The following is a 21,810-nucleotide window of genomic DNA, read 5'->3' on the forward strand; positions in this document are numbered from 1 at the left end:
CGACTCAACCGGCGTACGGGCGGACCGACTTGGCGTCGCGCAGGGCGTGGGCCCACCAGGCGAGCTGGTCGAGCATGACCGTGGCGGCGGCGTCGGGCCCGGTGGGGTCCTTGGGGGTGCCGCCCTCGTCGAAGCGGCCGTGGGCGCCGTGGAAGGAGACGGTGTCGCGGACCGTGACGGCGTGCATCTCGGCGTAGACCTGGCGGAGTTGCTCGACGGCGCGCAGTCCGCCGGACATCCCGCCGTAGGAGACGAAGCCGACGGGCTTGGCCTGCCACTCGGTGAAGTGCCAGTCGATCAGGGACTTGAGGGAGGCGGGGAAGGAGTGGTTGTACTCGGGGGTGACGACCGCGAAGGCGTCGGCGCCGGCGAGGACGGGGCCGACCTTGTCGAGTTCGGCGCGGACGGCGGGAGCCGGGCGGTGGGAGAGGGCGGTGGGCAGGTCGACCTCGGCGAGGTCGACGCGGTCGACGGCGAAGTCGTCGCGCTCGGCGGTGCGGGCGCTGAACCAGTCGGCGACGACGGGGCCGAAGCGGCCCTCGCGGTTGCTGGCGACGATGACGGCGAGGCGGAGGGGGCCGGGATCAGGGCTCGGGCCAGGGCTCGCGCTCATGTTCGCGTCCGGGATCGGGTTCGTGATGTCCACGGCAGGGATCGTGATGTCCATGACGGGGATCGTGGTACCTCAAGTTTGGTTGAGGTCAAGCCCGGCGCTCCGGGCATACGGTGGGGCCATGAATCCGGCACCGTTCGACACCCCCGCGCTGCACATCGAGGTGGACGGCTCCCCCGCCGCCGACCCGGAGCTCCTCGCGACCCTGATGAGCGGCTACGGCCACTTCACCGCCATGCAGGTGCGCGACGGCCGGGTGCAGGGCCTCGGCCTGCACCTCGACCGGCTGGACCGGGCCACCCGGGAGCTGTTCGACCGGGGCCTCGACGGCGGCCGGATCCGCGCCCTGATCGGCGGGGCCCTGGAGGCGGCGGGGCGGCGGGACGCCTCGGCGCGGGTGTACGTGTACGACGGGGGCAGGACGGTCGTGACCGTACGGGCCCCGTTCCCGCCGGACCGCACCCCCCGGGCCCTGCGCTCGGTCACGTACTGGCGCCCCGCCGCGCACATCAAGCACCTGGGCGGCTTCGGCCAGACCTTCCACGGCGAGGAGGCCCGCCGGGCGGGCTTCGACGAGGCGCTGCTGACCGCGCCGGACGGCGAGATCGCGGAGGGCGCGGTCACCAACATCGCCTTCTGGGACGGCGCCTCGGTGATCTGGCCCTCGGCACCGTGCCTGGCCGGCGTCACCATGAGCCTGCTCGCCACGCGCCTGCCGTCGACGAGCCGCCGGGTGACGATGGCGGACGTGCCCTCGTTCCGCTCGGCCTTCGTGACGAGCTCGCGGGGCATCGCGCCGGTCTCGCGGATCGACGGGGTCGAACTGACGGTGGACGAGACGCTGATGGACCGGGTGTACGGGGCGTACGAGGCGGCGCCGTGGGAGACGGTGTGAGCGGCCGCGCGGGTGAGGCGCCGGGCCGCCCGCGCACCCCCCTCACCCGTTCGGCACGCCCCGTCACCTGACGCCTCGAAACCCGATCCGACCTGCGAAAACTCAGCTCCTCCAGCCGACGCGCCGTATCGGACGGAGCAATTCTGATGGGACATCAGCAGGCGCCGGGCGCGGGCGGGCGTTTACCTCGGTCCTACGGAAGCCCCTTTCCGGAAGACCGTCCGCGCCGCGCCACGGAGGCCCCCATGCGCCGCACCCCTGTCCCCCTGCTCACCGGTACCGCGCTGACGCTCGTCGCCCTCGGCGCCTTCGCCGCCGCCGCGCCCCTGGCGTATGCGAACGACGGCAACGACGGGCACTCCGGCCACTCCGAGTCGCTGGAGGTCTTCCCTTCCTCCGCCGACCCGGGGACCACGGTCACCGTGAACACCCTCGCCTGCGGCTCCCACGGCCACGGCGTCGGCGACGCGAACTCGCTCGGCGCGGGGGAGTTCCAGCTGAACCCCAGCACGCACAAGGAGGTCGTGGTCGGCCAGTTCACCGTGCCGCACCACGCCAAGGCCGGCACCTACGGCATCAGCGTCGCCTGCGACAACGGGCGCACGGCCCGCGGCGACGTCATCGTCAAGCACAGGAGCCCGAGCGGCCATGTGCAGACCGGTGTCGGCGGCAGCGTGGGCCCCGACACCGCCCAGGTCACGGCGGGCGCGGCGGTGCTGGCCGCGGCTGCCGTAGGCGGTACCTGGCTCCTGCGCCGCCGGGCGAGCGGCGCGCAGGGCTCCTGACCGTACCGCCGGCGTCCTGCCCCCGCCGCCGTGCGGCGGGGGCAGGACCACAGCACGCCCTGGGAGGACGTCCGTGAGCAACAGCAGCAAGGGCTGGGGCATAGCCGTCGCGGCCTGTGTGGGCCTCTGGCTGATCCAGAACGGCTCGGGCGAGGTCACCCCGCCGGTCCCGTCGGCCGCCCAGGCCTTCGCGGCCGGGCCCAGCGTCCACACCGACGCCGCCGCGGACCCCCTGCCTGCCTCGCCGCCGGTCCGGCTGCGGATCCCCGAGATCGACGTGGACGCGCCCGTGACGGACCTCGGGCTCGACGCCTCGGGCGCCCTCGAGGTGCCGCCGGCGGCCGACCGCAATCTGGCCGGCTGGTACGAGGACGGCACCCGGCCGGGCGCGAAGGGCACCGCGATCGTCGCGGGCCATGTCGACAACGAGAAGGGCCCGGCGGTCTTCTACGCGCTCGGCGCGCTGAAGAAGGGGCACCGGATCGAGGTGCTCCGGCAGGACGGGCGCACGGCGGTCTTCACGATCGACGCGGTCGAGGTCTACGACAAGGAGCACTTCCCCGACGCCAAGGTGTACGGGGAGGCGGACCGGGCCGAGATCCGGGTGATCACCTGCGGGGGCGGCTTCTCGCGGAAGGCGGGCGGCTACCAGGGCAACGTGGTGGCGTTCGGCCACCTCATCGGCTCGCGCCCCTGACCGGGCGCGCTCACGCCCACTGGTCGAAGGCGAGCTTGGCGACCAGCGAGAAGACGACGACCAGCAGCACGCCGCGGACGAACTCGGCCCCCTTCCGCAGGGCCATCCGCGCGCCGATCATCCCGCCGGTCAGGTTGAAGACGGCCATGACGGCGGCGAGCTGCCACAGGACGTGCCCCTGGTAGGCGAACATCGCGAGGGCGCCCGCGTTGGTGCAGACGTTGACGATCTTGGCGGTGGCGGAGGCGGTCACCAGGTCCAGGTGGAGCACGGCGGTCAGGGCGAGCACCAGGAAGGTCCCCGTGCCGGGCCCGAACAGCCCGTCGTAGAAGCCGATCCCGCCGCCGACCACGACGATCGCGGTGGCGACGCGGGCGCGGGTGAGCGGGTGCCGCTCCTCCCCTTCGGCGCGGGTGCCGAAGGACGGCCGGAAGAGCACGAAGCCGGCGACCCCGAGCAGCACGACCATGATCACCGGGCGCAGTACGTCGCTGCTGATCCCGGCCGCGAAGAAGGCGCCGCCCATGGAGCCGGCGAGCGCGGCGAGCCCGATCCGCACGGCCCGGCCCACCTGGACGGGCGCCTTCCTGACGTAGGTGACGGCCGCGCCCGAGGTGCCGACGATCGCGACGGCCTTGTTGGTGCCGAGGATCTGCGCGGCGGGGAGGTGCGGGAGTCCGAGCAGCAGGGCGGGGAGGAGGAGCAGGCCGCCGCCGCCGACCACGGCGTCGATCCAGCCGGCCAGGAGGGCGGCGAGGCAGAGCAGGACGAGGGTGGTCAGCGATATGTCAGGCATGCCGCGACCCTAAACTCCGCCGCGCCCCCGCCCCCCACACTTGAGCAACGCCAGAGCTTCCCCACCCACGCACCCGCACCCCGCGCGGCCCGCCTTCGCCCGCGGAGTGCGCGCCGCCGTGCCCCTGCCCGTGCGGGCCGCCTCCGCCTCGCCCACCCCCGTGTGGGCAATCGTCCCGCAGGGCGGGACGGGTGGGCACACGGGGCGGCGCCCTTAGCAGCGCCCCCGCTCGCAGTGCCTTGACGCCCGCCCCCGCTGTGCCGCACCAGGGGTGCGGGTCAGGGCGCGGGAGCCTAGGCCCGGCAAGGGGCGCCGTCCGTTGTGCCCACCCGTTCCGCCCCAGCGGAACGAATGCCCACAACGGCGGGGTGCGGGCGCGGCCGGGAGGGTGGGCACCGGGCGGGGGCCTCACAGTGGGGTTCCGGTGGGGTGAGGGCAGCGTTCCTCGTGGGTAACAGGCGGGATGCCGACGGGTAACACCCACCCCGCACGCTTCCCCGCATGAGTACACGGATCGTGGTGGTCGGGGCCGGAACGGCCGGTGCCCGGCTCGCCCAGCGCCTGCCGGTCACGCTCCTCGGCGAGGAGCCGCACGCCCCCTACAACAGGGTGCTGCTCGCGGACGTCCTCGCCGGACGGTACGGCCCCGAGGTCATCGCCCTCCCCGAGCCCCGGGAGCCGCCCCGGCTCGGCGCCCGGGCGGTGCGGATCGACCGCGAGGCCCGCACCGTGGAGTGCGCGGACGGCTCGCTGGTCGGCTACGACCGGCTCGTCCTCGCGACCGGCTCCGCGCCCGTCCTGCCACCCCTCCGCGGCCTCCGCGGCCCGCGCGGGACACAGCCCCCGAAGGGCGTGCACCCGTTCCGCACCCTCGACGACTGCCTGACCCTGCGCGGGCTCGTACGTCCCGGCACCCGCGCCGTCGTCATCGGCGGCGGCCTCCTCGGCGTCTCCGCGGCCCGCGCCCTGGCCGCCGTCGGCGCCGACGTCGTCCTCGCCCAGCAGGGCGAACGCCTGATGGAGCGCCAGCTCGACGCGCACTCCTCGCTCCTCCTGCGCGAGCACCTCACCGCCCTGGGCGTCGAGGTGCACACCGAGTGCCGGGTGAGCGGCCTGCTCCGGCACGGCGACGCCGTCACCGGCGTCCAGCTGGCCGACGGCTTCGTGCTCGACGCCGAGGCCGTCGTCCTGGCCTGCGGCGTCCGCCCGCGCGTCACCCTCGCCCGCGAGGCCGGACTGGACGTCCGCCACGGCATCGTCGTCGACGACGAGCTGCGCACCTCCGACCCGTACATCCACGCCGTCGGCGACTGCGCCGAACACCGGGGCCGGGTCTACGGCCTGGCGGAACCGGCCCTGGACCAGGCGGATGTGCTCGCCGAGGTGCTCCGGGGCACCGCGGGCCCCCGCTACGCCGGCACCCGCGCCCTCACCCGCCTCACCCTCGGCGGCCCCGAGGCGCTCGACCTCGCGAGCTTCGGCGACACGACCCCAGCACCCGGCGACGACGTCGTCCAGCTCACGGACGCCACCCGCCGCGCCTACCGCAAGGTCGTCGTCCGCGGCGACCGCCTCGTCGGCGGCGTCCTGCTCGGCGACCTCGGCGCCGTCGGGACGCTCGCCCGGGCCTGGGAGGGCGACGAGGCCCTGCCCGACGACGCCCCGCTGCTGCACCTGCTCACCCACGACGGAGGCTCCTGATGTCCCCCACCCCCACCATCGTCCTGGTCGGCCACGGCATGGTCGGCCAGCGGTTCCTGGAGGCGCTCGCGGACCGGGGCGTCACCGCGCGGGCCCGCGTCGTGGTGCTCTGCGAGGAGCCGCGGCCCGCCTACGACCGCGTCCAGCTCACCTCGTACTTCTCGGGCCGGACCCCCGACGGGCTCTCCCTGGTCGAGGACGGCTTCATGGAGCGGCACGGCATCGAGCTGTACACCGGCGACCCCGCGGTCTCGGTCGACCGCGGGGCCCGCACGGTCACCGCCCGGTCCGGGCGGGTCTTCGGGTACGACACCCTCGTCCTGGCCACCGGCTCCTACCCCTTCGTCCCGCCGGTCCCCGGCAGGGAGGCCCGCGGCTGCTTCGTCTACCGCACCATCGAGGACCTCCTCGCCATCGAGGAGTACGCGAAGGGCCGCACGACGGGCGCGGTCGTCGGCGGCGGTCTGCTCGGCCTGGAGGCGGCCGGTGCGCTCAAGGGCCTCGGGCTTCGGACGCACGTCGTCGAGTTCGCCCCGCGTCTGATGCCGGTGCAGGTCGACGAGGGCGGCGGCGCGGCGCTGCTGCGCACGATCGAGCAGATGGGCCTGAGCGTCCACACCGGGACCGGCACCCAGGAGATCGTCACCGAGGACGGCGCCGTGACGGCGATGCGGCTCTCCGACGGATCCGAACTCCCCACGGACATGGTGGTGTTCTCGGCCGGCGTCCGGCCCCGCGACCAGCTGGCCCGGGACTGCGGTCTGACCGTCGGCGAGCGCGGCGGCATCGCGGTGGACGAGCTGTGCCGGACCTCCGACCCGGCGGTGTTCGCGATCGGCGAGTGCGCCCTCGCGGTCGACGGGCGGGTGTACGGCCTGGTCGCGCCCGGCTACGAGATGGCGCAGACCGCGGCGGCGGCGATCGCCGAGGAGGAGGACGCCGAGGGCTTCACCGGCGCCGACATGTCGACCAAGCTGAAGCTGCTCGGCGTCGACGTGGCCTCCTTCGGCGACGCGCACGGCACCGCCGAGGGCTGCCTCGACGTCGTCTACTCGGACTCCCGCTCCGGCGTCTACAAGAAGCTGGTCGTCGACGGCGAGGGCCGGCTGCTGGGCGGTGTCCTGGTCGGCGACGCCGAGTCGTACGGCATGCTGCGCCCGCTCACCGGCACCAGGCCGCCGGTCTCCCCCGAGCGGCTGGTCCTCCCGGCGGGCGCGGGCGCGCCGATGGCGCTGGGCCCGTCCGCGCTCCCCGACGACGCGGTGATCTGCTCCTGCCACAACGTCACCAAGCACGCGATCACCCGGTGCGCCACGCTGCCCGAGGTCAAGAAGTGCACCAAGGCCGGCACCGGCTGCGGCGGTTGCGTGAAGGTGATCGAGAAGCTGCTGCCCGCGGCGGCCGACAAGGGCCTGTGCGGCTGCTTCTCGTACACCCGCAGCGAGCTCTACGAGATCGCCCGCACCCTGCGCGTCACCTCCTTCGCCGCCCTGCTCGACTCGCACGGCCGCGAGGAGGCGAAGGGCGGCGAGGGCTGCGAGGTGTGCAAGCCGACCGTCGGGTCGATCCTGGCCTCGCTCAACAACGGCTACATCCTGGACGGCGAGCAGGCCGCCCTGCAGGACACCAACGACCACCACCTCGCCAACCTCCAGCGCAACGGCTCCTATTCGGTGGTGCCGCGCATCCCCGGCGGCGAGATCACCCCGGAGAAGCTGATCGTGATCGGGGAGGTGGCCCGCGACTTCGGCCTCTACACGAAGATCACCGGCGGCCAGCGGATCGACCTCTTCGGCGCCCGGGTGGACCAGCTCCCGTCCATCTGGACGCGGCTCGTCGACGCGGGCTTCGAGTCGGGCCACGCGTACGGCAAGGCGCTGCGCACGGTGAAGTCCTGCGTGGGGCAGACCTGGTGCCGCTACGGAGTGCAGGACTCGGTGGCGATGGCGATCCGGCTGGAGCTGCGCTACCGGGGGCTGCGCGCCCCGCACAAGCTGAAGTCGGCCGTCTCGGGCTGCGCCCGGGAGTGCGCGGAGGCCCAGTCGAAGGACTTCGGGATCATCGCGACGGCCGGCGGCTGGAACCTGTACGTGGGCGGCAACGGCGGCGCGACCCCGCGCCACGCCGACCTCCTCGCCCAGGACCTGTCGGACGCCGAGCTGGTCCGGCTGATCGACCGGTATCTGATGTTCTACATCCGCACGGCCGACCGGCTGGAGCGCACCTCGGTGTGGCTGGAGCGCCTGGAGGGCGGACTCGACCACCTCCGCGACGTCGTCGTGCACGACTCGCTGGGGCTGTGCGAGGAGTTGGAGGCGCTGATGGCGGCGCACGTGGCGGACTACCGGGACGAGTGGGCCGAGACCCTCGACGACCCGGAGCGGCTGCGGCGCTTCGTCTCCTTCGTCAACGCGCCGGAGGCACCGGACCCGACGGTGCGGTTCGTGCCCGAGCGCGACCAGATCAAGCCGGACCTGACGGTCCTGACCATCGGAACGCGCGAAGGGGCGATGGCCTGATGATGCTCGAACTCTCCCACGACACGACGGCCGACTCGTGGACGCCCGTCTGCGAGGAGCAGCGGCTCACCCCGGGCCGGGGGGTCGCGGCGCTGCTGCCGGACGGGCGGCAGGCCGCGGTCTTCAGGGACCGGGCGGGGCGCACGTACGCGATCGACAACCGCGACCCCTTCACCGGGGCGCAGGTGCTCTCGCGGGGCCTGGTCGGCTCCGTGGGCGGGCGCCCCTTCGTGGCCTCGCCGCTCCTGAAGCAGCGGTTCGACCTGGAGACGGGACGGTGCCTGGACGACGAGGAGGTCGCCGTCGCGGTCTATCCGGTCCGCGCCACGGCCGCACGGGACTGAACGAATTCACTTGACCGTTCGTTCCAGAAAGCCGTACGGTCTGAGGCATGGCAAGGACCAAGGAATTCGATCCGGACGCGGCCCTGCGCTCGGCCCTCGACCTGTTCTGGGAGCGGGGTTACGAGGCGACGAGCATGGCCGACCTGGTCGAGCACCTCGGGATCGGCCGCGCGAGCCTCTACGCGACCTTCGGCAACAAGCACGAGCTGTACCTGAAGGCGATGGAGCGGTACGCGCAGACACAGGACCCGCGGCTGTTCGACGAGCTGTCCGCGCCCGGGCCCGCACTGCCGGCCGTCCGGGCGCTGGTGCGCCGCTTCGCCGCCGAGTCCGGCGCCGACGAGACCCGGCTGCGCGGCTGCCTGGTCACCAACTCGGCCGCTGAACTCGGGCCGCACGACGCCGGCGTGGCCCGCCGCGTGGAGCGCAGCTGGGAGCAGCTGGAGACGCTGCTGCACGCGGCGCTCGCGCGGGCCGCCGCCCAGGGGGAGCTCCCGCCCGACCGGGACCCGCGGGCGCTCGCCCGGATGCTGCTGGTCCTGATGCAGGGCCTGCGGGTGGTCGGCAAGGCGTCGAGCGACCCGGGGCGCGTGCACGACGCGGCGGAGCAGGCGCTGAGACTCCTGGACTGAACGCGCGACGAGGGCGCCGATCGCCGATCGGCGCCCTTGCTTCGGAACTCATTCTGGAATGTACGGTCAATTACAAAGGGGGGACCATGACCGTCACCACCCCGCCGGCACCCCTGGCGCGCCACGCGGCCCGCCCGGCCTTCGCCCTGCTCGGCACCGTCCAGGCGACGCTGATCTTCACCCTCGCCTGCCTCGCCGTGCCCCTCCCCCGCATCGCCGCCGAACTGCGCCTGGACCGGGCCGATCTGATCCTGCTCAGCGCCGCCTACGGGCTGACCTTCGCCGGACTGCTGCTCTTCGGCGGCCGGCTCGCCGACCGCCACGGCGCGCGCCGGGCCCTGACCGCCGGCCTCCTCGTCTTCGGCGCCGCCTCCGCCCTCGCCCCGCTCGCCCCCGGCTACGGCACCCTGCTCGCCGCCCGCTTCGCCCAGGGGACCGGCGCCGCGCTCGTCGCCCCCGCCGCGATGGGCGTGCTGCGCGCCCTCCACCCGGCGCCCGCCGCGTACGGCAGGGCCATGGGCACCTGGGGCGGGCTCTCCGTGCTGGGCGCGACCGCGGGCAATCTGCTCTCCGGGGTGATCTCGGCCGCCGCCTCCTGGCGCTGGACCTTCGCCGTCCCGCTCGCCGTCACCGCCGTCGCCCTGCTCCTGGGCCCGCGGCTGCTGCCCGCCGCCGCGCCGACCGGGGCCGCCCGCGGGCTCGACCTGCCGGGCGCGCTGCTCGCCACCGGCGGGATCACGCTCGCCAGTTACGGGCTCGTGCTCACCGACGCCCGCCCCTGGGGCTCGCCGGACGTCCTGGTACCGCTGCTGCTCGGGCTCGCCCTGCTCGCGGGCTTCGCGCTCGTCGAGCGGCGCGCCGCCGAGCCCCTGCTGCCGCCCGCGTTCCTGCGCGACCGGCGCCGGGGCCTCGGGCTCGCCGCCGTCGCGGTCACCGCCGCCGGCACCGCGGGGGTCTTCGTCCTGCTGTCGCTCGGGCTCCAGCAGGGGCGCGGCTGGTCCGCGCTGCTCACCTCCGGCGGCTTCGTGCCCTTCGCCGTGGCGCTGCTGCTCGCGGGCCGCGCGGCCGGGCCGCTGATCCGGCGGTACGGGGCGGGGCGGGCGACGGCCGCGGGGCTGGGCACCGGCGCCGTGGGCCTGGCGCTGCTCGCGGCCACCGGCCTGGATCCCGCCGTGCCCTACGCGTACGGGCTGCTGCCCGGCCTGCTGCTGCTCCCGGCCGGCGCCGCCGTCTCCTTCGCCGGGGCGAGCGTCCTCGCCACCGAGGGCGTGCCGCCCGGCGAGGGCGGGCTCGCGGGCGGGGTCCTGAACACCGCCATGGAGCTGGGCCCCACCGTCGTCTTCGCCGTCGTGCTGACCCTGGGCACGGACGCCGCCTCGCTCGCGGCGACCGCCCTCGCCTTCGCGGCGCTGGCCGCGTCGGCCATCCGCCTCACGTGAACCGCCCGTGAACCACCCCCACCCACAAAGGAGTCGACCACTCATGTCCACGCCCACGCCCACGCCCGCGCCCACGCCCGCGTCCGGCCGTTTCGCCGGCCGCGCCGTGCTCGTCACCGGGGGCGGCACCGGCCTCGGCCGGGCCATCGCACTCGCCTTCGCCGCCGAGGGCGCGAAGGTCGCCGTCGCCGGCCGCACCGCCGCGCCCCTCGCCGAGACGGTGGCGCTGGTCCGGGCCGCCGGCGGCACCGCCACCGCCTTCACCGCCGACGTGGCGGACGCCGAGTCCATGCACCGGCTGGTGGGTGCGACGGTCGCGGCCTTCGGCGGTCTCGACGTGGCCGTCAACAACGCCGGGGTCTTCCGCGGCGGTCACGCGGCCGCCGACTTCCCCCTGGCGGACTGGCAGACGCTGCTCGACATCAACGTGACGGGCGTGCTGCACGCGCTCCAGGCGGAGATCGGCCATATGCGCGGCCACGGCGGCGGGGCGATCGTCAACATCTCGTCCAACCTGGGCCCGCACGTCCGCGTCCCGGGCGTCTTCGGCTACCAGGTCTCCAAGGCGGCCGTCTCGGCCCTCACCCGGGCCGCCGCCCTCGACCACGTCGCCGACGGCATCCGGATCAACGCGGTCAGCCCCGGGGCCGCCGAGTCCTCGATGTCGCTGCGGCCCGGCGAGACGGAGGCCGAGCGGGCGGTGCGGATGAAGGAGGAGTCGCCGCTGGGGCGCATCTCCTCCGCCGCGGAGGTGGCGGCGGCGGTGCTGCACCTGGCCTCCGACGCCGCCGGGTCCACCGTCGGGGCGGACCTGGTGGTCGACGGAGGCGTCTCCGCCTGACGCTCAGCCCTGGACGGCGGCCGGGTCCATCCAGAACACCTCCCAGTGGTGCCCGTCGAGGTCGGCGAAGGAACGCCCGTACATGAAGCCGTGGTCCTGCGGCTCCTTCGCCGCACTGCCGCCGGCGGCGAGGGCCGCGTCGACCAGCTCGTCGACGGCCTCGCGGGAGTCGCGGCTCAGGGTGATCAGCACCTCGGTGCTCTTCGTCGCGTCGGAGATCTCCTTGCCCGGCGCGGTGAAGCTCCGGAACTTCTCCTCGCTGAGCAGCATGGAGTAGATCGTGTCGCTGATCACCAGGCAGCCCGTGGACTCGTCCGAGAACTGCGGGTTGAAGGAGAAGCCGAGCTTGGTCCAGAAGGCCTTGGTGGCGTCGAGGTCCTTGGCGGGCAGGTTCACGAAGATCATCTGCGGCATGGTGTGCTCTCTTCCGTCGCGTGGTGGCGCTTACGAGAGTGAAGACGGGGGGCGGCGACGAAACTCATCGCCGCGCCGGAAGTTTTTTCGGATCGTTCCTCAGACCGCGTTCTTGACGAGCGTCGTCCCGGTCCCCGAGTCCACGATCGACGGGACTCCGGCCCCCCGCCCGGTCAGGTCGTTGCCCGCCACCCAGGTGTCGCTGGAGCCCGCCATCACGCCGATCGCGCCGCCCGCGCCGCCGCCGGTGACGGCGCCGACGGTGTTGTTCTGGACCAGGGCACCGGCGGCGCTGCCGCCGATGCGCAGGGCGTACGTGGTGGCGCCGGTGACCCGGTTGCCGCGCACGGTGGCGCCGCTGACGCCCGCGTTGATGCCGTGGCCGGTGGTGGTGAGGACCGTGTTGTCGGCGACGAGGGCGCCGGTGGCGGCGCTGTCGACGCCGATGCCGTCGCCCTGGGCGTCCGAGACGCTGTTGCCGACGACGAGCGCGTTCGGGGAGCTCTGGACGTGGATGCCCTGGCAGTTGCCGGTGGGGCCGAGGCGCAGGGTCGTGGTGACGGTGTTGCGGGTGACGGTGAGGCCGTCGGTCGCCGCCGCGTAGATCCCGGCCTCGCCCCTGACCGACTCCAGGGTGTTGCCGGTGACCGTGATGTCCTGGTGGCGGGCGCCGCCGGTGCCGACGGTGACCGAGATGCCCCCGCTGCCCTCGACGTTGCGGATGGTGTTGCCGGAGACGGTGATGCCGCGGAGGGCGTTGCCCTGGGGCGAGTTGAGGTAGACGGCGTGGGAGGCGGTGGCGCTGATGGTGTTGTCGGCGATGACCGAGTCCTGCCAGTCGGCGGCCCGGATGCCGAAGGCGCCGCTCTTCTCGACCGTGTTGCCGATGACCCGGATCCGCCGGTGGGTCACGCCCTTGGCGCCCCAGTGGTCCCCGCACAGCGCGCCGAACGGCCCGGTCGTCGTCCCGGGGCGCAGGGTGCAGCCGGTGATGAGGATGTCCTCGCAGGGGGTCGCGTCGTAGGCCGGGGCGGGCAGGTTGCCCTCGGTGGCGCAGGTGATCTGGACGGCCTCCTTCATGGTGAGGCTCGCCCCGTCGCCGGGGTGGTGCCCGTCGAAGACGCAGTCGACGACGGCGGCGTCGCGCACCGCGTTCAGCTCGACGGCGTGCGCGGAGGGGACGTCGACGAAGGTGCAGTCCTTGACCAGGACGCCCTCGCAGTGGGCGAAGCCCATGGCGTCGCTCTGCTTGCTGAAGACGCCGCCGCGCATGTCCCAGGTGCCGCCGAGGACGGCGATGGAGCCCGCGCCCTGGTAGCCGTACACGGCCGTGACGCCGTCGAAGTTCTTCAGCAGGCCGCCGTTGTCGCCGGTGCGGACGATGCGCGCGCCGTACGCGGAGACGGTGGTCCCGGCGCCGACGACGAGCCCCTTGCCGATCGGGTAGGTGCCCGGCGGTATCAGCAGGGTCGCCCGGCCCGGGACCGCCTTCACGGCGTCGAGCGCCTTCTGGAACGCGGCCGTGTCGTCGGTCGAGCCGTCGCCCTTGGCGCCGTACGCGACGGCCGTGACGTCGATGACGGTCCCGCCGCCGGCCGCGGCGGCCGGCGGCGCGCCCAGGACGGCGCCGGCGCCCCAGGCTCCCACGAATCCGCCCATGGCCAGCATCAGCGAACGGCGTTCCATGCGTTCCCCCTCTTTCGGTGTCCGGAGTGTCGGTGTCCGGAGGAGGAGGCTACGTCAGGAGTCGATCTTGCGAGGGGAGGGCCTGGCCCGGTCCCACCCGGGAGCGGGACCGAGCGGGGCCTTCCCTACGAGGCGCCCGAGCCGTTTCGCGCGTACACCCGCGTCTCCCGGGGGCTCCGGGCGCCGCCCAGCAGCGCGGCGCCGAGCGGCGTGAGGGTGTGCAGGACCGCGTTGCCGTGCCGCAGCGTGGCGACCAGGCCGGCCTCGCGCAGCACTCCCGCGTGCTGGCTCGCGGAGGCGAGGGAGACCCCCGCCCTGCGGGCCAGTTCGCTGGTGGTGCCGCCGTCGCCGATGGCGCTGAGCACGGCGGAGCGGGTGTGGCCGACGAGTTTGGCGAGCGAGGGCAGCCCCGGCTCCCGCACGGTCGGCGCCTCGCAGTGCGTCACGGGATAGACCAGCACCGGCGGCAGGCCGGGGTCGCGGAGCACGACCGGGGTGCCGCGGCAGAAGTAGGACGGCTGGAGCAGCAGTCCGCGCCCGTCGAGGTGGACGTCCCGTTCGACGGGGTAGTCGGCCTCCAGGACGGGGCTGCGCCAGCGGAGCATCGGGGGCAGCGAGGAGAGGAGTTCCTCCGCGCCCCCGTCGAGCAGGGCCCGCCCGCGCACCGCCCGGTCGGCCTCGACCCGGGCCTGGATGTGTCCCCAGTACGGTTCGACGGCGGCCCGGTGGTAGCTGCGCAGGGCCGCGACGAGCCGCCCGAGGGGCTCGGAGGCGCCCTCCGCGAGGGCCCGCAGCGCGGCGGGCACGGCGGGGCGGCCGGCGCGGCTCGCGCCGATCAGGGACACCTCGGAGTGGATCCGCCCGGGCGGGGTGGCCCGGATCGCGTCGAGGGCCTCGTCGACGCCGAGGATCCCCTGGGGCGGGGTCAGGAAGTCCGGGAAATAGCCGCGGCCCGGCACGAGCGCGGCGAGCAGCCGGGTCTCGGCGCCCAGCCGTATCCGTGCCTCGGACCGCCATTCGCCGTACACCACCGGCCCGCGTCGGTCCCTTAAACGGTGAAAACTGAGAATCGTTTCCCACAGAACATCAGGCCGGGCCGCCATCCGGACCCCGGCCAAGTCGTTTCCGCTGAAATGAATCCGCAGCATCGAACCCCCACCTGTGCACTCGCAACCACCCCCGACGACGAGTATGCACAGCATCACTGCACGTTACCAGGGTGTTTCAGCCACACTTGAAAAGCCTCGCGGCGAACACGGGTCAACCGAAAAGCTGTGCGTGTCGGGCAGGAAACCTTCAGGACCGAGGTGACGTGGCGAAGACCGTGGGGGGCTTTGCCTCGTCCGGCGGCGGTCGGCGAGGTTGCGGCTCACCTGCCCGATGAAAAATGGGCGCGGCCTCCGGGTGGGGATCCGGAGGTCGCGCCTGTCTCATTCTTTGCGAAAGTTCCGAAAGACCGGGGCCTTGGTAAGTCAGGTCCCCCTCGGATGTTCAACGTCCAATAATTCAATGCCGCGCATACCAATGCTTACCCTTGCGCATTCCGGCATGGAGTTGAACAGGAACTCACATTCTCCCAACGATCATGTAACGCCGCACCCGGACGAAATACGACGGGGCGGACACCTCCGCACAAGGTGTCCGCCCCGTCTCTCTTGGAAACCGGAACCGCCGCCCATCGGTATTGAGGGTCGGGGACGAGCGGCGGCTCCGGTGGTCAGGGGGTCAGCGGCTGTCGCTGCCCTTCGCCTCGGCCGCCGCGCGGCCGGCCTCCAGGCGCGCCACCGGGATCCGGAAGGGCGAGCAGGAGACGTAGTCGAGGCCCACCTCGTGGAAGAAGTGCACCGACTCCGGGTCGCCGCCGTGCTCGCCGCAGACGCCGAGCTTGATGTCGGGGCGGGTGGCGCGGCCGGCCTGGACGGCGCTGCGGACGAGGGCGCCCACACCGTCCTTGTCGATGGTCTCGAAGGGGCTGACGCCGAAGATGCCCTTCTCCAGGTACGCGGTGAAGAAGCTGGCCTCCACGTCGTCGCGGGAGAAGCCCCAGACCGTCTGGGTGAGGTCGTTGGTGCCGAAGGAGAAGAACTCGGCGGCCTCGGCGATCTGACCGGCGGTCACGGCGGCGCGCGGCAGCTCGATCATGGTGCCCAGGGCCAGCTTGAGCTCGACGCCGGTCTGCGCCTGGACCTCGGCGATGACCTCCTCGGCCTCCTCGCGGACCAGCTCCAGCTCCTGGACGGTGCCGACGAGCGGGATCATGATCTCGACGCGCGGGTCGCCCTTGGCGTCGATGCGCTGGGCGGCGGCCTCGGCGATGGCGCGGACCTGCATGGTGAACAGGCCGGGGATGACCAGGCCCAGGCGGACGCCGCGCAGACCCAGCATCGGGTTCTGCTCGTGCAGCCGGTGCACGGCCTGGAGCAGGCGCAGGTCGTTCTCGTGCGGCTCCTTGCGGGCCTCGGCGAGGGCGACGCGCACCGACAGCTCGGTGATGTCGGGCAGGAACTCGTGCAGCGGCGGGTCGAGCAGGCGGACGGTGACGGGCAGTCCGTCCATCGCCTCGAAGAGCTCGACGAAGTCCTGCTTCTGCAGCGGGAGCAGCGCCTTCAGCGACTCCTCGCGCTCCTCGTCGGTGTCGGCGAGGATGAGCCGCTCGACGTACTGGCGGCGCTCGCCGAGGAACATGTGCTCGGTGCGGCACAGGCCGATGCCCTGGGCGCCGAAGCGGCGGGCGCGCGAGGCGTCCTCGGCGTTGTCGGCGTTGGCACGGACCCGCAGCCGGCGGACGCGGTCGGCGTAGGCCATGATCCGGTGGACCGCCTGGACCAGCTCGTCGGCGTCGTCGGCGCCGGCGTGCATCCGGCCCTCGAAGTACTCGACGACCGGGGACGGTACGACGGGTACCTCGCCGACGTAGACCTTGCCGGTGGAGCCGTCGATGGAGACGACGTCGCCCTCCTCGATGACCACGCCGGAGGCGGTGGTCATCCGGCGGCGCTTGGTGTCGACCTCCAGCTCCTCGGCGCCGCAGACACAGGTCTTGCCCATGCCGCGGGCGACGACGGCGGCGTGCGAGGTCTTGCCGCCGCGGGAGGTGAGGATGCCCTCGGCGGCGATCATGCCGTCCAGGTCGTCCGGGTTGGTCTCACGGCGGATGAGGATGACCTTCTCGCCGGAGCGGGACCACTTGACGGCCGTGTACGAGTCGAAGACGGCCTTGCCGACGGCCGCGCCCGGGGAGGCGGCGATGCCGCGCCCGATCTGCTCGACCTTCGCGTTCTCGTCGAACTTCGGGAACATCAGCTGGGCGAGCTGGGCGCCGTTGACGCGCTGCAGCGCCTCGGCCTCGTCGATGAGGCCCTGGTCGACGAGCTGGGTGGCGATGCGGAAGGCGGCACCGGCGGTGCGCTTGCCGACGCGGGTCTGCAGCATCCAGAGCTGGCCGCGCTCGATGGTGAACTCGATGTCGCAGAGATCCTTGTAGTGGGTCTCCAGCGTGTTCATGATCTGCATGAGCTGGTCGTACGACTTCTTGTCGATCGACTCGAGCTCGGCGAGCGGCACGGTGTTGCGGATGCCGGCGACGACGTCCTCGCCCTGCGCGTTCTGCAGGTAGTCGCCGTAGACGCCCTCGTGGCCGGAGGCCGGGTCACGGGTGAAGGCGACACCGGTGCCGGAGTCGGGGCCGAGGTTGCCGAAGACCATGGAGCAGACGTTGACGGCGGTGCCGAGGTCGCCCGGGATGCGCTCCTGGCGGCGGTACAGCTTCGCGCGGTCGGTGTTCCAGGAGTTGAAGACGGCCTCGATCGCGAGGTCCATCTGCTCGCGCGGGTCCTGCGGGAAGTCGCGGCCGGTCGCGGTCTTGACGATCTTCTTGAACTGCTCGACGACCTTCTTGAGGTCGGCGGCGTCCAGGTCGGTGTCGCTGGTGACCTTCTTCGCGGCCTTGGCCTCGTCGAGGGCGTCCTCGAAGAGCTCGCCGTCCACGTCGAGGACGGTCTTGCCGAACATCTGGATCAGCCGGCGGTACGAGTCCCAGGCGAAGCGCTCGTTGTCGGCCTGGGCGGCGAGACCCTCGACGGAGGCGTCGGAGAGGCCGATGTTGAGGACGGTGTCCATCATGCCGGGCATCGAGAACTTGGCGCCGGAGCGGACGGAGACGAGCAGCGGGTTGTCGGCCTGGCCGAGCTTCTTGCCCATCTGCCGCTCCAGGGCGTCGAGGTGCGCGGTGACCTCGTCGCGGAGCTCGACCGGCTCGGAGCCGCTCTCGAGGTAGACCTTGCAGGCCTCGGTCGTGATCGTGAAGCCGGGGGGGACCGGCAGACCGAGGTTGGTCATCTCGGCCAGGTTCGCGCCCTTGCCACCGAGAAGGTCCTTGAGGTCCTTGTTGCCCTCGGTGAAGTCGTAGACGAACTTCTGATCATTAATTTCCGACACGGGTCCCGACTCCTCGACGACTCGGTTGGCTGCCCTGACGGCGAGGAACATACCCAGATCGAAGGCTTCTGGGGAGGTACGCCTACCGGTCATCCGGTCTTAACCACCCGTCCGCCAGCACATCGAAAGTAACTGACCGGTAGCTTCCGCTTTCAGGCCCCGAAGCTCGTTTGACTCAAACCAGAGCTTCACCGCTCGGATGAGCGGCTAAACGAGCATCTGCGTTCAACTCTTGAACGCAAAAAGGGTGGCACTCCGTGCCACCCTTCAAGCGGGAGACGGGCCCGTAACCTGCTCATCTGAGCAGTACCCCTATCAAGGGTGGCGAGAATCACTCGCCAGAAAGGGCCCGGATCTCAGCCGCCGGACGTGTCCAGCTCCGCGTCCTCGCTCACCCCGGCGCAGTCGTAGGGGTCCTTCAACCAGCCGTCCGGCAGGACAACCCGGTTGTTTCCGGACGTACGACCCCGGGGACCGTCCGCACCGACCGGCCACGGCTGGTCCAGGTCCAGCTCGCTCAACTGAGCGCTCAGTTCGTCCAGGGATGAGGTGATGGCCAGCTTCTTGCGCATCTCGGAGCCGACCGAGAAGCCCTTGAGGTACCAGGCGACGTGCTTGCGGAAGTCGACGACACCGCGCGACTCGTCGCCCAGCCACTCGCCGAGCAGGCGCGCGTGCTTCACCATCGTGTCCGCGACCACCCGGAGCCCGGGCTGCGCGTACTCCCCGGTGCCCTCGAAGCCCGCCACGAGGTCGCCGAACAGCCAGGGCCTGCCGAGGCAGCCGCGGCCGACGACCACGCCGTCGCAGCCGGTCTCGCGCATCATGCGCAGCGCGTCGTCCGCGGACCAGATGTCGCCGTTGCCCAGCACCGGGATCTCCGGCACGTGCTCCTTGAGCCGCGCGATGGCGTCCCAGTCGGCCGTGCCGCCGTAGTGCTGGGCCGCCGTCCTGCCGTGCAGGGCGATGGCGGTGACGCCCTCCTCGACGGCGATCCGGCCGGCGTCGAGATAGGTGATGTGGTCGTCGTCGATGCCCTTGCGCATCTTCATCGTGACCGGCAGGTCGCCCGCGTTGGTCACGGCCTCGTTCAGGATCGCCCGCAGCAGCGGGCGCTTGTACGGGAGCGCCGAGCCGCCGCCCTTGCGGGTGACCTTGGGCACCGGGCAGCCGAAGTTCAGGTCGATGTGGTCGGCCAGGTCCTCGTCCACGATCATGCGGACGGCCTTGCCGACGGTCACCGGGTCCACGCCGTACAGCTGGATCGAGCGCGGCTTCTCGGTCTCGTCGAAGCGGATGAGCTGCATGGTCTTCTCGTTGCGCTCGACCAGTGCCCTCGTCGTGATCATCTCGCTGACGAACAGGCCCTTCCCTCCGGAGAACCCACGGCAGAGGGTGCGGAACGGAGCGTTGGTGATGCCGGCCATCGGCGCGAGCACCACCGGCGGCTGCACGATGTGCGGCCCGATGGCGAGGGGGGAGAACGCGGTCATTCGCCCATTGTCCCGCACTGCGCACGTCGTGGGTCAGCCGTACTATCCGCACATGGCCGAGCTCACATCACCGCAGCTCAACACCGCCCCGCTGCCCCGGCGCCGTCAGCTGCTCGTCCTCGGCATCTGCTGTCTGAGCCTGCTGATCGTCAGCCTGGACAACACCGCCCTCAATGTGGCGCTCCCCTCCATCCAGCGCGACCTGGACGCCTCCGTCTCCGGACTGCAGTGGGTCATCGACGCCTACACCCTGGTGCTCGCCTCGCTGCTGATGCTCTCCGGCTCCACCGCCGACCGGATCGGCCGCCGCCGGGTCTTCACCACCGGGCTCGTCCTCTTCGTCCTCGGCTCGCTGCTCTGCTCCCTCGCGCCCACCCTGGAGACGCTGGTCGCCTTCCGGATGGTGCAGGCGGTGGGCGGCTCGATGCTCAACCCGGTCGCGATGTCGATCATCACCAACACCTTCACCGACCCGGCGGCCCGCGCGCGGGCCATCGGCGTCTGGGGCGCGGTCGTGGGCGTCTCCATGGCGACCGGCCCCCTGGTGGGCGGGCTCCTCGTCGGGTCGGTCGGCTGGCGGGCGATCTTCTGGGTCAACCTGCCGATCGGCCTGACCGCGCTGGTGCTCACCCTGCGGTACGTCCCCGAGTCCCGCGCCCCCCGCCCCCGCCGGGTGGACCCGGTGGGGCAGGTCCTGGTGACGGCGCTGCTCGGCTCGCTCACGTACGCGATCATCGAGTCCAGCCCGCTGTTCGCGGGGGTCGCGGCCGTCGCCCTGGCCGGGATCCTGCTGTACGAGCCACGGCGCCGCGAGCCGCTGATCGACCTGCGGTTCTTCCGCAGCGCGCCCTTCAGCGGGGCCACCGTGATCGCGGTCTGCGCCTTCGCCGCGCTCGGCGGCTTCCTCTTCCTGAACACCCTCTACCTCCAGGACGTCCGGGGCCTGTCCGCCCTGCACGCCGGGCTCTACATGCTGCCCATGGCGGCGATGACCTTCGTCTTCGCGCCGCTTTCGGGGCGCCTGGTGGGATCCCGCGGCCCGCGGCCCTCGCTGCTGCTCGCCGGGTCGGCGATGGCGGCGGGCGCGCTGCTCTTCGCCGCCTTCCACGCGGAGACCAGCACACCGCTGCTCTTCACCGGGTACGTGGTCTTCGGCATCGGCTTCGGCCTGGTGAACGCGCCGATCACCAACACCGCGGTGGCCGGCATGCCCCGCGCGCAGGCCGGGGTGGCGGCGGCCGTGGCCTCCACGAGCCGCCAGATCGGCCAGACGCTGGGGGTCGCGGTGGCGGGCGCGGTGCTGAGCGCGGGGCTGGGCCCGGGCGCGTACGGGAAGACGGCCGACGCCACGGCGGGCTTCGTGGCGGCGAGCAAGCCGGTGTACTGGATCATCACGGGCTGCGGACTGTGCGTGCTGCTCGCCGGGGCGCTGACCAGCGGGGCGTGGGCGCGCCGGACGGCGGAGCGGACGGCGGAGCGGCTCGCCGCGGAGGGCGACGGGGCTCAGGCGGCGGCGAGGGCGTCCTCGCCCTGAGCGGCGGCGGCCTCGGCGGCGTCCCTTGCCGTGGCGGCCTCCTCGGTGGCGGCCTCCCCGGCGGCGAGCTCTGCGGTGGCGGTCTCCCCGGCGGCGGCCTCCTCGGCCAGGATCAGCGCCTGGAGCCGTTCGATCCCCGCCCGGGTGGCCTCGTCCACCGGCACGTACGTGACGAGCCGCGGCCCCGCGGCGGGGCCGAGGTAGAGGTTGGTGTGCTCCAGCCTGAGCAGCCCGACGTGGGCGTTGGCGACGAGCTTGGTCCGCCCGGACTGGTCGATCACGTCGTGCCTGGCCCAGATCTCCCGGAACTCCGGCGAGGCCGTGCGCAGCCGGTGCAGCAGCTCCTTCCATGCGGGCTCGGCGAGGTGCTCGGCCATGGCGGCGCGGAGCTTGCCCGCGAGCGAGGTGAGGACCTCGGGCAGTTCGGTGACGGCGGCCCGGAAGTCCTCGTTCGTGAAGGCGAGCCAGAGGCTGTTGCGGTCCTCGCGGGGCAGCGCGTCCAGGTCGCAGAAGAGGCGCCCGAAGGTGCGGTTGTAGGCGAGGAAGTCGTAGCGGCTGTTCTGCACGGCGGCGGGCACGGGCTCCAGCTGGTCGAGGAGCCTCCGCAGGGCGGGCGTGACGGTCGGGCAGGGCGTCTCGGGGTGCGGGTCGGCCTGTCCGGCGAGGGCGAAGAGGTGGTTCCGCTCGGTGGGGTCGAGCAGCAGCGCGCCGGCGAGGGCGTCGAGGACCTGCGGGGAGACCTGGATGGGCCGCGCCTGCTCCAGCCAGGTGTACCAGGTGACGCCGACGGCGGAGAGCTGGGCGACCTCCTCGCGGCGCAGCCCCGGGGTGCGGCGGCGGCGCCCGCGCGGGAGTCCGACCTGCTCGGGGCTGATCCGTTCGCGGCGGCTGCGCAGGAAGGCGGCGAGCTCGTGCCTGCGGATGTCCGTGCCGACCGTCATGACTGTCATGCTCCCAGGGTGCCGGGGCGCTCAGCCCGTTTCC

At 72.9% G+C, this 21,810-nt stretch carries 18 protein-coding genes; 10 read left to right on the plus strand and 8 right to left on the minus strand.

Annotated elements, in window-relative coordinates:
* Positions 1-4: 4 nt before the first annotated feature.
* A complete protein-coding gene (locus ACH414_RS05025) occupies positions 5-613 on the minus strand; it encodes an NADPH-dependent FMN reductase (protein WP_398941120.1) in 609 nt (202 codons plus the stop codon).
* Between the two features lie 121 nt (positions 614-734).
* Between ACH414_RS05025 and ACH414_RS05030 the strand changes: the two genes are divergently transcribed.
* The 3 genes from ACH414_RS05030 to ACH414_RS05040 all read left to right on the plus strand — a co-directional run bounded on the left by ACH414_RS05030 (position 735) and on the right by ACH414_RS05040 (position 2,990).
* The gene (locus ACH414_RS05030; protein WP_398940817.1) at positions 735-1,508 is read left to right on the plus strand and encodes an aminotransferase class IV; all 774 of its coding nucleotides are present in this window, start codon (positions 735-737) and stop codon (positions 1,506-1,508) included.
* Between the two features lie 245 nt (positions 1,509-1,753).
* Positions 1,754-2,293 carry a hypothetical protein gene (locus ACH414_RS05035; RefSeq protein ID WP_382543544.1) on the plus strand — a complete coding sequence of 180 codons (540 nt, stop codon included), beginning with the start codon at positions 1,754-1,756 and terminating at the stop codon, positions 2,291-2,293.
* A 73-nt stretch (positions 2,294-2,366) separates the two neighbouring features.
* Positions 2,367-2,990, plus strand: a complete 624-nt coding sequence (locus tag ACH414_RS05040) for a class F sortase (RefSeq protein ID WP_386564085.1) — start codon at positions 2,367-2,369, stop codon at positions 2,988-2,990.
* A gap of 10 nt (positions 2,991-3,000) precedes the next feature.
* Here the strand turns inward: ACH414_RS05040 and ACH414_RS05045 are convergent, their stop codons facing one another.
* Entirely contained in the window at positions 3,001-3,786 is a 786-nt protein-coding gene (locus ACH414_RS05045) for a sulfite exporter TauE/SafE family protein (RefSeq protein WP_398940818.1), read from the minus strand.
* A 501-nt stretch (positions 3,787-4,287) separates the two neighbouring features.
* Between ACH414_RS05045 and ACH414_RS05050 the strand changes: the two genes are divergently transcribed.
* From ACH414_RS05050 to ACH414_RS05075, 6 genes are all read left to right on the plus strand, one after another.
* Positions 4,288-5,487: an NAD(P)/FAD-dependent oxidoreductase gene (locus tag ACH414_RS05050; protein WP_398940819.1), complete on the plus strand. Its 1,200-nt coding sequence runs from the start codon at positions 4,288-4,290 to the stop codon at positions 5,485-5,487.
* Positions 5,487-8,006 (plus strand): nitrite reductase large subunit NirB, encoded by a 2,520-nt coding sequence (gene nirB / locus ACH414_RS05055; RefSeq protein ID WP_398940820.1) that lies wholly within the window; start codon positions 5,487-5,489, stop codon positions 8,004-8,006. Before ACH414_RS05050 ends, nirB begins: the two co-directional genes overlap by 1 nt.
* On the plus strand, positions 8,006-8,350 hold the full coding sequence (nirD, locus tag ACH414_RS05060; RefSeq protein WP_382543559.1) for a nitrite reductase small subunit NirD: 345 nt from the start codon (positions 8,006-8,008) through the stop codon (positions 8,348-8,350). Before nirB ends, nirD begins: the two co-directional genes overlap by 1 nt.
* A 47-nt stretch (positions 8,351-8,397) precedes the next feature.
* Positions 8,398-8,982 (plus strand): TetR/AcrR family transcriptional regulator, encoded by a 585-nt coding sequence (locus ACH414_RS05065; RefSeq protein ID WP_382543561.1) that lies wholly within the window; start codon positions 8,398-8,400, stop codon positions 8,980-8,982.
* Positions 8,983-9,068: 86 nt separating this feature from the next.
* Positions 9,069-10,421 (plus strand): MFS transporter, encoded by a 1,353-nt coding sequence (locus ACH414_RS05070; protein WP_386564095.1) that lies wholly within the window; start codon positions 9,069-9,071, stop codon positions 10,419-10,421.
* Between the two features lie 43 nt (positions 10,422-10,464).
* Positions 10,465-11,262 (plus strand): SDR family NAD(P)-dependent oxidoreductase, encoded by a 798-nt coding sequence (locus tag ACH414_RS05075; RefSeq protein WP_398940821.1) that lies wholly within the window; start codon positions 10,465-10,467, stop codon positions 11,260-11,262.
* Positions 11,263-11,265: 3 nt separating this feature from the next.
* Here ACH414_RS05075 and ACH414_RS05080 read toward each other — a convergent pair whose 3' ends face one another.
* From ACH414_RS05080 to dusB, 5 genes are all read right to left on the minus strand, one after another.
* On the minus strand, positions 11,266-11,676 hold the full coding sequence (locus tag ACH414_RS05080; RefSeq protein ID WP_382543570.1) for a VOC family protein: 411 nt from the start codon (positions 11,674-11,676) through the stop codon (positions 11,266-11,268).
* A gap of 99 nt (positions 11,677-11,775) precedes the next feature.
* Complete coding sequence (locus ACH414_RS05085; RefSeq protein ID WP_386564102.1) at positions 11,776-13,362, minus strand: right-handed parallel beta-helix repeat-containing protein; 1,587 nt, start codon at positions 13,360-13,362, stop codon at positions 11,776-11,778.
* A 125-nt stretch (positions 13,363-13,487) separates the two neighbouring features.
* Positions 13,488-14,510 (minus strand): ArsR/SmtB family transcription factor, encoded by a 1,023-nt coding sequence (locus ACH414_RS05090; protein ID WP_382543576.1) that lies wholly within the window; start codon positions 14,508-14,510, stop codon positions 13,488-13,490.
* 577 nt (positions 14,511-15,087) lie between these two features.
* The gene (gene ppdK, locus ACH414_RS05095) at positions 15,088-17,799 is read right to left on the minus strand and encodes a pyruvate, phosphate dikinase (protein ID WP_382543874.1); all 2,712 of its coding nucleotides are present in this window, start codon (positions 17,797-17,799) and stop codon (positions 15,088-15,090) included.
* A 356-nt stretch (positions 17,800-18,155) separates the two neighbouring features.
* Positions 18,156-19,292: a tRNA dihydrouridine synthase DusB gene (gene dusB, locus ACH414_RS05100; protein WP_382543579.1), complete on the minus strand. Its 1,137-nt coding sequence runs from the start codon at positions 19,290-19,292 to the stop codon at positions 18,156-18,158.
* A gap of 52 nt (positions 19,293-19,344) precedes the next feature.
* Here dusB and ACH414_RS05105 point away from each other — a divergent pair, with 52 nt between their 5' ends.
* Entirely contained in the window at positions 19,345-20,826 is a 1,482-nt protein-coding gene (locus tag ACH414_RS05105) for an MFS transporter (RefSeq protein WP_382543581.1), read from the plus strand.
* On the opposite strand, the gene ACH414_RS05110 is transcribed toward ACH414_RS05105, so the two are convergent.
* Entirely contained in the window at positions 20,796-21,776 is a 981-nt protein-coding gene (locus tag ACH414_RS05110) for a helix-turn-helix domain-containing protein (protein ID WP_382543584.1), read from the minus strand. The two genes, ACH414_RS05105 and ACH414_RS05110, sit on opposite strands and share 31 nt — an antisense overlap.
* Positions 21,777-21,810 lie beyond the last annotated feature (34 nt).

The sequence above is a fragment of the Streptomyces sp. NPDC020422 genome (assembly GCF_044386705.1).
GTDB lineage: Bacteria > Actinomycetota > Actinomycetes > Streptomycetales > Streptomycetaceae > Streptomyces.